Below are 13,847 nucleotides of genomic sequence, written 5' to 3' on the forward strand. Positions count from 1 at the left end.
CCAGCCGCCCGGTGGCAGCAAGCACCGCACGCGACGACAGGCCGACAGATCCAGTCAAAGGCAAACCAGACCAGGCACAAGTCGGGTCAGACCCACCGCCGCGAACGGCACTTGACGATCCTCACAGACACAAGTGCAGCGACACGCCGTCAAAAGCGCTGCTTTTGTGCCGAGTCAGCGAGTGGGTTGGAGGTCGAGGTAGACGGGGTGGTGGTCGGAGGCGTCGTTCAGGCGGGCCAGCGGTGAGTCAGGGGTTGGCCAGAAGACGCCGGCGCCGCGCTGGACCAGGCCGCGGGACGGGAGCACCAGGTCGACCCGCAGGTTGCCCGGGGCGGTGTCGCTGAAGTCGGCGGTGTCGAGGGCCGGGTCGCCGCGGTGGCTGGTGTTTGCCTGGCCCTGTTCCTCGGCGGCGATCACGGCGCCCTCGCTGGTCGGTTCCGGGTCGGCGATCCGCCGGTGGTCGAGCAGCAGGTTGACCGCGCCGTCGACGCTGTCGCCGTCCAGCGGGTCGGCGTTGTAGTCGCCCGCGATGACGAACCGGCTGCCCGGGCGCAGGCCGCCGCGGTCACCTTGGTCGTCGTAGATGTAGCGGCTCTGCCGCCGGGAGCCCACGTAGTCGGCCCAGAACCGGATCTCGTCGTGGTTGCGGACGCCGTTGCGGTCCTCCGGTCCGTCGAAGGTCGGCGGCGTCGGGTGCGCGACCAGGAAGTGCACGGTACGGCGGCCGACCGTGATCGGGACGTCCCAGTGCGACTTCGACGACAGCCGCAGCACGTCCAGCGCCGCGTCGGGATACCAGTCCGCGGGCTCCGGGGTGGCCGGGTCGTCCGGCAGCAGCGCGCCCGGCATGTCCTTCCAAAGAAAGTTCTGGAAGGTACGGATCTCGTCGAACGCGATCGGGTGCTTCGACAGCACCAGCAGCCCGTACTGGCCCTCGAACAGGCCGAACCCGTGGGCGTCGTTGCCGCCGCTGACCTGGCCGTTGTGATCAAGATCGAACCCGGTCGGCACCCCGGTGTTGACCGGCGCCGTGTACGCGTACGGGTAGTCGATCGGGTCCGCACCCTGCTGCCCGACCGCGAGGTAGTTCGCCCGGAACGCGTCGGCCGCGGCGTTGTCCGGCACGTAGTCGAACTCGTTGATCAACAACACGTCCGGCCGGACCCGCTGGATCACCTCCGCGGCCTCCTGGGCCTGCGGGTCGTCGGGCGTGGAGAGGTCGGCCAGCAGCTCGCCCTCGGTGCCCCGGTTGAGCGAGGCGTTGAAGGTCGCGAACCGTACCGTCGGCGCCGTGGCCGAGGCCGGGTCCGGCGCCAGTCCGACGGCGAGAACGGCGGCCAGCAGCGACAACAGGAGTCCCCGAACGCGTGTCATGGGGCGAACCATAAGGGATCCCGGCGACCCCTGGGTTACGCCCGGATCCGGAGTACGCCCTGGGTGCTCTCCACGACATAGACGTCACCGCTCGTGGCGTCGGCGGCGACCCCGACCGGGTGGGCCAGCTGGGCCGCGCTCGCCGGGCCGCCGGCCCGACCGGTGCCGCCGAACGTGCCGACCCCGGCATACGTCGCGATGGTGCCGCCGGCGATCCGCCGGATCCGGTTGTTCAGCGTGTCGGCGACGTAGAGCGTGCCGTCCCCGGCCAGGTCCACGTCGTGCGGCACGGCCAGCTGGGCGGCCGTCGCCGGCCCGCCGTCACCGCCGAAGCCCGCGGCGCCGGTCCCGGCGACCAGGCTGATCCGGCCGTGCGGGTGGATCCGCACGATCCGGTGGTTGTACGTGTCGGCGACGTAGACGTTCCCGGCCCCGTCCACGGCCAGCCCCTGCGGGTGGTTGAGCTGGGCCCGGACCGCCAGGTCGGGGTCGCCGCCGTCCCCGGCCTCGCCGGTGCCGGCGAGGGTCCGGATCGATCCGCCGGGCGAGACCGCACGGATCCGGTGGTTGTAGGTGTCGGCCACGTACACGGTGCCGCGGGCGTCGACCGCGACCCCGCCCGGATGATCCAGCCGGCAGTCGACCGCGCGGCTGCTGCCGCCGTCGCCCGGCTCGCCGGTGCCGGCGATGGTCCGGATCCGGCCGCGGGTGTCGACGGCCCGGATCCGGTGGTTGTACGAGTCCGCGATCACGACCGTCCCGTCCGGGCCGACCGCCACCCCGGCGGGCGCGTTCAGTCGGGCCTCGGTGGCCGGGCCGCCGTCGCCGTCGCCGCCCATCCGGGCCATCCGGCCGGCGATCGGCGTCGTGGCGCCGGTGACCTGGCGCTGCTCGATCGAGGCCCCGTACGCCGTGGCCTCGATCCGGTCCTGGGCGATCGGGCTGCGCAGCTTGAAGTCCAGCGCGCCCGGCGCGAACACCTTCTCCGCGATCAAGGTCTGCGGGGTGTCGCTCAGGGTGATCGTCTGGCTGTAGATCTCGACCTTGCCGTTGTACAGGTTGAGCACGACGGTGCCGCTGCCCACGACCGTGAGCCGGCCGACCCCCGTTGCGCCGGCGATGATCGTCGGCTGCAGGTAGAGCACCGTGTGCCGGTCGGCGTTCGTGGCCACGTAGTGCACCGCGCTCTGATCTTGGTACGTGGTCGCCGCGAAGGTGCCCACCGCGGCCGCCGACGGCGAGTAGAACCGCCACGGCAGCGCACCGGTCGGCGCGGTCAGCGCCTCACCCAACGGTTGCTCGGTCCAGGAGTCCGGCGCGGCGATCCGGCCGACCACGTTGTTCACGGTGGCGGCGACCAGGATCCGCCCGTCGCGGTCGACGGCGATGCCCTGGTTGTGACCGAGCATCCGGGAACTGGTGCCCAGCTGGCGCAGGTCGACGTTGGCGGCCGGGCCACCGAAGCCGCCCTGGTCGAAGCCGTACCCGGTGACGGTGCTGATCGTCGGTTCAGCCATGATCATCGACTCCCTTCAGCGGTACCGCCGGCTGGTCGGACCCTGGTCAGGGGCGGTGGGTCGATAGTCGGGTGTACCCGCAGGTAGGCGATGAACACCTCGCGGTCGCGCTCGTGCCGGACCGGGTCGGTGAACTCGGCCAGCGCCGTCGTTCCGTCGGCGGCGATCAAGGTGTACGCCAGCGCCGCGACCCGGTACGACTTCGCCGGGTCCAGCACCACGTCGTTGATCTTGACCGAGGCCGGGATCACCCGGCTGCCCGGCGCCGCACCAAGATCGACTTCGTACGACACGTTGGCAGAGACGGCCATCGGGGAGGTCGAGACGCCGGCGCCGCTGGCCTTCCACTGATCTTGCAACGCGGCCAGGACCGCGGCTCCGGTGACCGTGACGCCGAGCACCGGATTGCCGTACCCGAAGGCTTTCCAGGCCTCGCCGAACAGGACCCGGCCGGCCGCGTCGGCGGGGCTTCGGCCGGCGGCGTGCAGCAGTCCGTCCCCGGACAGCGCCACCGAGCCCTTCCGCGGCGCGGTCGCGAACAGGGCAAGATCAACTTTGTCGCCCTGCCGGTGCGCCTCCCAGAGCAGCACGTCGGCGGCCAGGTTGCCCATCGCACTCTCGCCGAACGGCGACGGCGCCCGGGTGAGATCGGCGCTCTGCTGCGCGACCGGGGTCTGGAAGCGCCGGACGCCCTGGTCGACCCAGTAGTTGACGATCTTGCCGACCCGGGGATCCGGCGGGATCTCGTGGGTGTTGGCGTGGTTCTTGGAGGTGGTCAGGGCCGGCACCACGGCACCGGTCTGCCGGTCCAGCTTGAGGGTGATCTCGTTGATCATCTGGCCGTGGCAGCCGGCCTCGACCACCGGCCGCAGCACGCCGTCGGGGCCGGGCACCATCCCGTTGAACCCGGCGTGCCAGTGGCCCGTCACGAACGCGGCGATGTCCGGCGTCGCGGTGCGGGCCAGGGTGAAGCAGGGGCCGGTCGGGTCGGTCAGGGCGTTGATGTCGCGGCCCGCGGTGCCGCCCTCGTGCATGTTGACGATGATCGTCCGGACGCCCTTCGCCTTCAGTTCGGCGGCGATCCGGTTGACCGTCTCGAGATGATCAAGATTGCGCATGCCGGGCTGGTACGAGGTCGAGCCGGTCGCGGTGCTGGTGACGGTGAGGTGGATGAACCCGATCGGCAGCGTGCGCCCGTCGCCCGCGTCGACCTGGACGATGTTGTACGGCGGCCGTACCGTCAGCCCGGTCTCGTCCAGCACGACATCCGAACTGTAGAAGGAGAAATCGGCACCGGCGAACCGCCGGCCGCGGGAGTCGAGGAACGAGCTGTCCCGGCCCGGCTCGCCGATCGGCTTGCCCTGCTCGATGTGCTCGACCAGGAACTCCGGGAACCGCTGGTCGAGTTCGTGGTTGCCGACCGTGCTGAACTGCAGGCCGAGCGCGTTGAGCACCTCGATGGTGGGCTCGTTGGCATGGGCGTCGACCGTGAACGGCCAGCCGGCGAAATTGTCGCCGGCCGAGAAGAAGATGCTGTTCCGGCGCCCGGCCCGCAACCGCTTCAGGTGCGCGGCCAGGTAGGCGGCGCCGCCGACCACCTTGGGCACCCCGCCGTCGTTGATCAGGTTGTCGCCGTCGACGTCGGTCGGCGAGAGGTAGCCGTGGAAGTCGGTGATGTTGAGCAGCTGGACGTCGACGTACCGGTCGCTGTCGACGTCCGGCGGTGCCTGGTCCTGCCCGTTCTCGTCGGCGTAGGCCCGGATGCCGACCTGGCTCGCGGCGACCATCCCGGCCCCGACTCCCAGCACCGCCCGGCGGCTGAACCGCCCCGGATCATCGCATGCGTCCATCATGAACTCCGCTCCGTCGTGAGGCCCCCGAATGCGCATTCGTGCCAGATGCCAGACGCTACACACAGAATCACGCAACTGGGAATGGGTTGTCCACGACGGCGGAGTCAGTTCAACCGGCGTTCAGCCGTTGCTGGCCGGGAGGACCCCCCGGCCAGCGTCGGCCGATTACTTCAGCTCGAACTCGGAGGCACTCCGGGGCCAGGCGAGCTGGCTGACCACGCAGTCGACGCCCTTGAGCTTGCGGACCACGATCTTCTGCCCGCGCTCCGCGTCACCCTCGTAGAGCCAGACCGTCCAGGTGCCCCGGGTCCACTGCTCGCCGGAGCCCTTGCAGCGGATCCCGGCCTTGGCCACCCGGGCTTCCCCCTCCTCGGCCGGTCCCGGATCCGCGGCGGCCAGCGACGTGCAGGCCAGGACGAGTCCGGCACCGGCGACTGCGGTACCGATGATGCGGCGGGCCAGCTTCATGATCATTCTCCTCGGGTTCGACCTTGGGTTGTTGATCAAGAGGGTCCGGCCGGGCACCGGAGGTTCCGTCGGTCCGCTGTGATCCAGGCCACAGTCGTCACCGGATCGACCAGCGCGCCGACTCGTCGAAGTTGTCCCGGTAGGTGAGCACGACCCGGCCGTCCTTGGAGCCGAGGCCGGCGAACGGCAGCCAGCCCTCGACGCACTCGCCGACCTCGGCCTCGGTACGGCCGGGGAAGACCGGGATGCTCGAATGGCCCCGCTTGTCGAAGGTCTGGAAGGGCTCGATGACGTACGTGCCGCGGTCGGTCACCGCCTCCCACGAGTACCAGGCCTCTTCGTCCGGGTTGTCCGTCGGCGGCGGCGCGAGGAGGCAGGTCTGGACCGCGACGGACAGGCCGTCCTTGTTCTGGCGCGCCTCGCGGAGCGTCACGGCGACATACCTCAGCTTGACCCGGTCGCCGATCCGGTACGTCGTCGCGGTTCCGGCCGGCGGCGACACCGAGGGCTCCGGCGGGCTCGCGATCACGTCCGGCCGGCCCGGCAGGATCAGCGCGGCGGCGGTGACCAGCGCGATGATCACCGCGATTGCGGCCACAATCGGGAGAACGTGACGGGTGGGCCGGGCGGCCGGCCGGCGCGCCTCGCGGACGATCAGGTCCAGCCGGTCCTGCAGGTCGGGCAGGTCCCGGTCCCTGGGCAGCCGGTCCCGGGGCGGTTCGGTGGGCGTGATCATGAGCGTTCTCCCCTGAGCAGGCCGGCCAGCGGCGTGTCCCCCAGCCGGCGCTGGGCTCGGTTCAGCCGGGACTTCACGGTGCCGATGGGCACGCCCAGCGACTCGGCGGCCTCGGCCAGCGACAGGCCGGACCAGCGGACCAGCGCGATCACCTCGCGCTGGTTGGCCGGCAGCACCTGCAGTGATTCGGCGATCTGGCGCATCGCGGTCTCCGCGGCGAGCCACTCCGCGGTGTTGTCGGCGGCGTGGCCGGTCTCGTGCATCCGGATCCGGTCGGCGAGCCGGGCCTGGCGGCGGACCGAGCGGAGCTGGTTGGCGCACTCCTTGCGGGCCATCGCGAACAGGATCGGCCGGGCCGACGCCAGCCGGAGCGCGGGCAGGTCAGCGGCCAGCGCCCGCCGCAGCACGGCGGTGAACACCACCTGGACCACGTCGTCGGCCGCGGCCCACGAGCCCGTACCGCGGAAGGCGTAGTTGTAGACCGCCTTGTTGTGCCGCAGGAACAGTTCCCGGAAGGCCTCCTCGTCGGCCGACCGCAACCGTTCCCAGAGATCGCCGTCGTCGGAACTCGGCAGGTCGACCGGGTCCGGTTCAATCGCGTCCAAGTCGGCCGGCCAGAGCAACTCGGCGGCGGGCACGGCCGGCTCGCCGGACTGCCGCTCGTCGTCCCGCACGTCGCTGACCCTTCCGCCGATCGCCATCATGCACCATTCACCATTCCTCCGGTTCCCGTCCGGGCGGCGGGGAACAGACCCGCCGGTGAAGAGTGTCCGGCAGACCGGGAAAGGTTCCCGACCGGACCGGGACGACTTCGTAGACTCGCCGGATGAAGATCATCAACGCCCTGGTCGTCGACGGTACGGGAGCGCAGCCGGCCCCGGGTGAGGTGATCGTCGAAGGCGAGTCGATCACCGCGATCGAACCGCCGGGCACCGTGCCGCCGGACGCACCGGACGTCATCGACGCGGGCGGGCGGGTGGTCTGCCCCGGCTTCATCGACGCCCACTCGCACGCCGACAACGCGCCGGTGCTCGCCGAGGACGACCTGTCCAAGATCAGCCAGGGCGTGACGACCGAGATCGTCGGCAACTGCGGCTCGTCCCTGGCACCGATCCGCGCCGGCGACGACGCGTCGTTCGCCCAGGGACCCGGCCGCCTGTTCGGCATCGAGCCGGGCGGCTGGCACAGCAGCGCCGAGTGGTTCGCGGCGGTCGACGCCGCCGGCACCGTCACCAACGTCTGCCCGCTGGTCGGCCACGGCACCCTGCGCCAGGCGGTGATCGGGCCGACCGCGGCCGTGCCGACCGACGACGATCTTGCGGCGATGGGCGACCTGCTCGACGAGGCGCTGGCGGCCGGCGCGTTCGGGCTGTCCACCGGGCTGGTCTACCCGCCGGGACGGTACGCCGACACCGAGGAGGTGATCACGCTGGCCCGCCGGCTGCCCGCCGACCGGGTGTACGCCAGCCACATCCGCAACGAGAGCGCCGGCCTGCTGGACGCGATCGACGAGGCGGTCCGGATCGGCCGCGAGGCCGGCTGCCGGGTCCAGGTCTCCCACCTCAAGGCGTCCGGCCGGGCCAACTGGGGCGCCGTGGGGCCGGCCCTGGAGCGGCTGGACGCGGCCCGCGCGTCCGGGCTCGCGGCGACGCAGGATATGTACCCGTACGTCGCGTCGTCGACCGGGCTCACCTCGACCCTGTCCGGCTGGCTGCTCGACGCCGGCCCGGCCGAGGCGTTGCGGCGGCTGACCGACCCGGACGCCCTGGCCCTGCTGCGGGCCGAGGCCGACCCGAACTACGACCGGATCATGATCTCCTCGACCCGGAGCCACCGCTACGAGGGCCGCCGGGTCCCGGAGCTGGCCGACGAACTGGGCCTGGACCCGTTCGAGACGGTGGTGCGGATCCTGCTGGACGAGGAGCTGCACGTCACCACCGTGCTGTTCACGATGAGCGAGGACGACGTGATCACCGTGCTCCGCTCGCCGTACAGCGCGATCGGGTCGGACGGGCTGCCGCCCGGTCTCGGCGGCACCCCGCACCCGCGGCTGTACGGGACCTTCCCGCGGGTGCTCGGCGAGTACGTACGGCGGCGCAAGATCATCGGGCTGGCCGAGGCGATCCGCCGGATGACGTCGCTGCCGGCCGCGATCTTCGGCGTGCCGGGCCGCGGCACCGTCGCCCGCGGCGGCATCGCCGACCTGGTCTGCCTCGACCCGGAGGTTGTTGATCATGACGGCAGCTACACCGATCCCGCGGTGCCGCCGGCCGGGATCGCCTGGGTGATGCAGTCCGGCCGGATCTCGATCATGGACGGCACCTGGAACGGAGTCCGCCGCGGCTCCCGGCTGACGCCGGCCTGACCCTCCGGCCCGGACCGAACGAGCCGTCCCGGGCGACGTTCGGCGAGCAGCTCATGATCATGTGACCCAGCGCCTCGTTGATCTTGACAACCTGCCGTGACGGCACTTAGGTTCATCACAATTAGAGCGCTTCAATTTCTAGGTCACCCGGCCCGGGACGGAGTTCATGGAGACTGTCGATGTCGTCGCCGTCGACCTCGGCGCGTCCGGCGGAAGGGCCGCGCGGGTGCGGGTCGGCGACCGGCTGACCGTGCTGGCCCAGCACCGTTTCCCGAACTCGATCATCGAGGCGAACGGCCTGCGCTGGGACCTCGACCGGCTGCTGGCCGACCTCCTCGACGGCTGTCGCCGGGTCAACCGGGGGTTCGGCCCGCCGTTCAGCCTGGCCGTCGACGGCTGGGGCGTCGACTACGGGTTGCTCGATCGGGAGGACCGGCTGGTCCAGCCGCCGTTCAGCTACCGGGACGACCGGACCCACTCGTTGCGGGACCGGATCGACCAGCCGGCGGCCTACCGCCGGACCGGGATCCCAGGCCAGGACATCAACACCGCCACCCAGCTGCTCGCCGAGGATCCGCGGACCCTGGCCCGGGCCGACCGGTTGCTGCTGCTGCCCGATCTGATCATGTTTCGGCTGACCGGCGCCGCGGGCACCGAGCCGACGATCGCCAGCACCACCCAGCTGTTCGACCTGGACCGGGCCTGGGACCGGGACCTGATCGACGGCGTCGGCGCGGCCGGCCTCACCTTCCCGGAGGTCCGGCGCCACTCCGAGGTGACGGCGCGGGTGCGCCCGGAGACGGCCGCCGCGATCGGCGCCGACGCGGGCCTGCGCGCGGTCGGGATCTGCTCCCACGACACCGCCTCGGCCCTGGTCGCCACTCCCCTCGCCGAGCCCGACGCCGCCTATATCTCCTGCGGGACCTGGGCCTGCGTCGGCGCCGAGCTGGACCGGCCCGTGCTGACCGAGGCTGCGCGACTGGCCGGCTTCGCCAACGAGCAGGGGTTGGACGGCACGGTCACCTTCCACCGCAGCGCGATGGGACTGTGGCCGCTCCAGGAATGCCTGCGCCACTGGGACGTCGGCGAGCCCGCGGACCTGTTCCGGGCGGCGGCGGACCTGCCGCCCTCGCCGGCGCCGTTCGACGTCGACGACCCGCGCCTGTTCGGCCGGCAGCGGATGCCGGAGACCGTCGCCGACCTCTGCCGCGAGGCCGGCCTGCCGGTGCCGGAGACGCGGGCCGCCGTGGTGCGCTGCCTGCTGGACGGCCTGGCCGCCTCGCTGGCCCGCCACGTCGCGGACCTCGACCGGGTGCTCGGCCGGCGCACCGGACGGCTGCACCTGGTCGGCGGCGGCGCCCGCAACGCCCTGCTCTGCCAGCGGTTGGCCGACCTGGCCGACCTGCCGGTGACCGCCGGCCCGGTCGAGGCGACGCTGCTCGGCAACGCCCTGGTCCAGGCCCGGGCGGCCGGCGGCCCGGCCACGCTCGCCGCGATGCGCCAGGTCGTCCGCCGTACCGTCCGGCCGCGGACGTTCACGCCCCGAAGCCCGTACCAGGAGGAAGATCATGACCACGACCGTTGACGCGGCCGCCCGGCTGGCGGCGAGGACGATCGAGACCCAGTCCTGGGGGTACGTCAGCACCGGCACCCGGTTCAAGGTGCATCACACCCCCGGCACCCCGCGCGACATCTGGGAGAAGATCGACGACGCCGCCCTGGTGCACCGGCTGACCGGCGTCACCCCGACGGTGGCGCTGCACATCCCCTGGGACCGGGTCGACGACTTCCGGGCCCTCCGTGATCATGCCGAGGACCAGGGCATCCGGATCGGCTCGATCAGCCCGAATCTCTTCCAGGACGACGACTACCGGCTGGGTTCGCTCACCAACAGCGATCCCGGGATCCGGGCGAAGGCCGTCGACCACGTGGTCGCGTGCATCGAGATCATGAAGACGGTCGGATCGCGGCAGTTGTCGCTGTGGCTGGCCGACGGCACCAACTATCCGGGCCAGGCGGACTTCCGGCGCCGGACCGCCCACCTGCAGGAGTCCCTGGCCGAGATCCACCGGCAGTTGCCGCCGGGCGGCGGGCTGCTGCTGGAGTACAAGTTCTTCGAGCCGGCCTTCTACCACACCGATGTCGCCGACTGGGGGCAGTCGCTGCTGCTCTGCGAGGGCCTGGACGAGCGGGCCAAGGTCCTCGTGGACATCGGTCACCATCCGCTGGGCACCAACATCGAGCACATCGTCGCGACCCTGCTGGGCCGGGGCCGGCTGGGCGGCTTCGACCTGAACAGCAAGAAGTACGGCGACGACGACCTGTTCGTCGGAGCGATCAACCCGCAGGAGACGTTCCTGATCTGTGCCGAGCTGGTCGCGGCCGAGGACGACCCGGACCCGGCGGTCAGTGGGCCGGCCCGGGACATCCTCTACAAGATCGACCAGTGCGCCATGATCGAGCAGAAGCTGCCGGCGATGCTGCACAGTGTCGACGCGATCCAGACCGCGTTCGCCAAGGCGCTGCTGATCGACCGGCCGGCGCTCGAGGAGGCCCGCGCGAACGGCGACGTCGTGCTGTCCCACCGGATCGTCAACGACGCGTTCCTGACCGATGTACGACCGCTCCTCGCCGAGGTCCGGGAACGGCTCGGCGTCCCGGCGGATCCTCTGCTCAGCTACCTCGGCTCCGCGGCGCCGCGGCAGCGGGAGGCCACCCGCGTCGGCGTACCGGCGGGCTGGTGACCGGGCCGGCCGCCGGTCCCGAGGGCGCGCTCGCGGCCGCCCGCCGGATGGCCGCCCGGGCCGCCGATCCCGTCCTTGATCTCTGCATCGCGGGCGAGGGCAACCTGTCTGTGACGACCGCGGACGGGCGGCTCTTCGTCACCGCCAGCGGGGCGCGGCTGGCCGACCTCGGACCCGGTGACCTGGTCGAGGTCCGGCGGGAGGTGATCCTGGCCGGACTGGACGCGGACTCCGACCAGGCCTGGCTGGAGGTCCTGCTGGCCGGGCGGGTCGATGCCGTCTCGGCCCGGCCGTCGGTCGAGGTCGGGCTGCACGCCGTGCTGTCCGAGCGGCGCGGGGCCGGGGTCATCCTGCACACGCACCCGACCGCCGTCCTCGCCGTCCTGTCTGCCGGCCGCGGCGAGGAGCTGGCCCTGGGCCGGCTGCTGCCCGACCAGGTCGTTCTCTGCGGCGAGCGGAGCCGGCTGCTGCCGTACGTCGATCCGGGCCGGGAACTGGCCCGTACCGTCCGGGAATTGACGGCCGGCGGTGCCGTTGAGCCGGTGTGGCTGCTGGCCAACCACGGTCTGGTCTGCTGCGCCCGGGACGTCCAGACGGCCCTGGACATGACCCTGATGACGGCGAAATGTGCCCGGGTCCTGCTGGCGGCGGGTCCCGGTCCGGCCCTCGCCATGCCGGCGGACCAGGTGCGACGGATCGCCGGGCGCGAGGACGAGCACTATCGTCGGGTCCGGCTCGGGCTGGTGGAATGATCGCCCGGGCCGGCTACCGCGGGACGGCCCGGGATGCGCGACCGAGGAAAGGACGACATGGCAGCCACGATGTCCGATGTGGCTCAGGCGGCGGGCGTGTCCCTGAGCACGGTGAGCAACGTGCTCAACCACCCGGAGATCGTCAAGCAGGCGACCCGGGTCCGGGTCGAGCAGGCGATGACCGAGCTCAACTTCCGCCCGAACCGGCAGGCCCGGATGCTGGCCGGCGGAAAGGACCGCGGCATCGGGCTGGTCATCCACGATGCCGCCAATCCCTTCTTCGCCGAGATCGTCGACAGCGTCGACGACGTCGCGACCGCCGCGGGTTACGGCATCCTGCTGGCCAGCAGCCGGACCTCGACCCAGCGGCAGAACGCCGCGCTCCAGCTGTTCGCCGAGCACCAGGTGTCCGGGATCCTGCTGTCCCCCACCGCCGCGGGTCCGGTCGGGCTGGACGAGCTGCGCGCCCGGTCCATCCCGGTCGTGCTCCTGGACAGCCCGGGCCAGGCCGGTGAGTGTTCCGTCTCGGGCAACGACGTGCTCGGCGGCCGGCTCGCCGGCGCGCACCTGATCGACGTCGGCTGCCGCCGGATCGGGTTCGTCGGCGGGCCCCGCCGGGTGCATCAGCACGCCGACCGGCTGCACGGCCTGAAGAACGCGATGCGCGCTGCCCGGCTCCCCCTGCGGGACCATCTGGTGACCTTCGACGCGCCCGAGGACACCCTCGAGTGCGGCATCGCGGCCGCCGCCCTGATCGCCGAGCAGATCGACCGGCTCGACGGTGTCTTCTGCGGCAACGACCTGCTCGCGATCGGCCTGATCCGGCAGCTGCAACTGCTCGGCATCGAGGTGCCGCGGGACCTCGCCGTCGTCGGCTCGGACGACATCGCGCTCACCCAGCTGGTGTCGGTGCCGGTGACCACCGTGCACCAGCCGATGCGGGAGATGGGCCGCGCGGCGGCCGACCTGCTGCTCTCCGAGATCCGTGGCGGCCGGCACCGGCACCAGCAGCTGACCTTCGATCCGTCCCTGATCGTGCGGGAGTCCAGCGCCCGCTGAGTCACCAGAGGCTGGTCTTGGCCACCCGCCGGGCGAACAGGTTGGCCAGCACCAGCAGCAGCATCCCGATCACCGAACGGAACAGCCCGATCGCCGCGGCGTAACTGAACTGCGGCAGCTGGGAGGCCAGGCCCACCTTGTAGACGTAGGTGTCGATCACCTCCGACGCCTCGAGGTTGAGCGGGTTCTGCATCAGCAGCACCTTCTCGAACCCGACCGACATGATCGAACCGATGTTGAGGATCAGCAAGATCACCATCACCGGCAGGATGGACGGCAGGTCGATGTGCCACATCCGGCGGAGCCGGGACGCGCCGTCGACGATCGCCGCCTCGTGCAGCTCCGGCGGAACCCCGCTCAGCGCGGCCAGATAGATGATCGCCGAGAAGCCGACGCTCTGCCAGATCCCGGACCAGACGTAGGCGTGCCGGAAGCTGTCCGGGTCGCCCATCGGGTTGATCGGGTCGACGCCGATCAAGCCGAGTAGCTGGTTGATCACGCCGATCTGCGGGTCCATCAGCATCACGATCAGTCCGACGATCACGACCGTCGAGATGAAGTGCGGCGCGTACGTGATCGTCTGCACCGATCGCCGGAACCACTGGCTACGTAGGGAGTTCAGCCCGAGCGCCAGCACGATCGGCAGCGGGAACCCGACCGCGAGTTCGTACAGGTGCAGGACGACCGTGTTCTTGATCAGCCGCCAGAAGTTGAACGACTCGAAGAACCGGACGAAGTGGTCGAAGCCGACCCACTCACTGCCGAACAGTCCGTCCATCGGGTTGTACTTCTGGAAGGCGATGACGATCCCGGCCATCGGCGCGTACGCGAAGACCGCGAGCCAGGCCAGCGGCAACGCCAGCAGCAGATAGAGCTGCAGATGGGACCGCAGCCGGCCGCGGAGCGGTGTCCGCCGCTGCCCTGCCGGGGCGGGCGCGGCAGGTCGGCCGGTGCCGGCGGCGGTGGTGACGGTGGCCAT

At 71.5% G+C, this 13,847-nt stretch carries 12 protein-coding genes; 5 read left to right on the forward strand and 7 right to left on the reverse strand.

Translation table 11 applies throughout. The features are described from left to right. Positions 1-174: 174 nt before the first annotated feature. The 6 genes from ACFQU4_RS10210 to ACFQU4_RS10235 form a co-directional block, all read right to left on the reverse strand. On the reverse strand, positions 175-1,374 hold the full coding sequence (locus tag ACFQU4_RS10210) for an endonuclease/exonuclease/phosphatase family protein (protein WP_377490578.1): 1,200 nt from the start codon (positions 1,372-1,374) through the stop codon (positions 175-177). Positions 1,375-1,409: 35 nt separating this feature from the next. After that, on the reverse strand, positions 1,410-2,897 hold the full coding sequence (locus tag ACFQU4_RS10215) for a hypothetical protein (RefSeq protein WP_377490581.1): 1,488 nt from the start codon (positions 2,895-2,897) through the stop codon (positions 1,410-1,412). Then, on the reverse strand, positions 2,894-4,744 hold the full coding sequence (locus tag ACFQU4_RS10220) for a bifunctional metallophosphatase/5'-nucleotidase (protein ID WP_377490584.1): 1,851 nt from the start codon (positions 4,742-4,744) through the stop codon (positions 2,894-2,896). The genes ACFQU4_RS10215 and ACFQU4_RS10220 overlap by 4 nt, the downstream gene beginning before the upstream one ends. A 165-nt stretch (positions 4,745-4,909) precedes the next feature. Then, positions 4,910-5,218: a hypothetical protein gene (locus tag ACFQU4_RS10225; RefSeq protein ID WP_377490587.1), complete on the reverse strand. Its 309-nt coding sequence runs from the start codon at positions 5,216-5,218 to the stop codon at positions 4,910-4,912. A 91-nt stretch (positions 5,219-5,309) separates the two neighbouring features. Next, entirely contained in the window at positions 5,310-5,948 is a 639-nt protein-coding gene (locus ACFQU4_RS10230; RefSeq protein ID WP_377490590.1) for a hypothetical protein, read from the reverse strand. Continuing rightward, positions 5,945-6,652 carry an RNA polymerase sigma factor gene (locus ACFQU4_RS10235; RefSeq protein WP_377490593.1) on the reverse strand — a complete coding sequence of 236 codons (708 nt, stop codon included), beginning with the start codon at positions 6,650-6,652 and terminating at the stop codon, positions 5,945-5,947. The genes ACFQU4_RS10230 and ACFQU4_RS10235 overlap by 4 nt, the downstream gene beginning before the upstream one ends. A gap of 122 nt (positions 6,653-6,774) precedes the next feature. Here ACFQU4_RS10235 and ACFQU4_RS10240 point away from each other — a divergent pair, with 122 nt between their 5' ends. The 5 genes from ACFQU4_RS10240 to ACFQU4_RS10260 all read left to right on the forward strand — a co-directional run bounded on the left by ACFQU4_RS10240 (position 6,775) and on the right by ACFQU4_RS10260 (position 12,868). Continuing rightward, positions 6,775-8,313 carry an amidohydrolase family protein gene (locus ACFQU4_RS10240; protein WP_377490596.1) on the forward strand — a complete coding sequence of 513 codons (1,539 nt, stop codon included), beginning with the start codon at positions 6,775-6,777 and terminating at the stop codon, positions 8,311-8,313. Between the two features lie 166 nt (positions 8,314-8,479). Beyond that, positions 8,480-9,898, forward strand: coding sequence for a rhamnulokinase family protein (locus tag ACFQU4_RS10245; protein WP_377490599.1), 1,419 nt, complete (start codon positions 8,480-8,482; stop codon positions 9,896-9,898). Beyond that, the gene (locus ACFQU4_RS10250) at positions 9,882-11,057 is read left to right on the forward strand and encodes a TIM barrel protein (RefSeq protein WP_377490602.1); all 1,176 of its coding nucleotides are present in this window, start codon (positions 9,882-9,884) and stop codon (positions 11,055-11,057) included. The genes ACFQU4_RS10245 and ACFQU4_RS10250 overlap by 17 nt, the downstream gene beginning before the upstream one ends. Then, the gene (locus tag ACFQU4_RS10255) at positions 11,054-11,809 is read left to right on the forward strand and encodes a class II aldolase/adducin family protein (protein ID WP_377490605.1); all 756 of its coding nucleotides are present in this window, start codon (positions 11,054-11,056) and stop codon (positions 11,807-11,809) included. Before ACFQU4_RS10250 ends, ACFQU4_RS10255 begins: the two co-directional genes overlap by 4 nt. Before the next feature lie 57 nt (positions 11,810-11,866). After that, positions 11,867-12,868 (forward strand): LacI family DNA-binding transcriptional regulator, encoded by a 1,002-nt coding sequence (locus ACFQU4_RS10260; protein ID WP_377490608.1) that lies wholly within the window; start codon positions 11,867-11,869, stop codon positions 12,866-12,868. A gap of 1 nt (position 12,869) precedes the next feature. Here the strand turns inward: ACFQU4_RS10260 and ACFQU4_RS10265 are convergent, their stop codons facing one another. Further along, positions 12,870-13,847, reverse strand: a complete 978-nt coding sequence (locus ACFQU4_RS10265; RefSeq protein WP_377490611.1) for an ABC transporter permease — start codon at positions 13,845-13,847, stop codon at positions 12,870-12,872.

Origin of the sequence: Microlunatus sp. GCM10028923 (assembly GCF_042666975.1) — a bacterium.
In the GTDB taxonomy this organism is placed as follows: domain Bacteria; phylum Actinomycetota; class Actinomycetes; order Propionibacteriales; family Propionibacteriaceae; genus Microlunatus.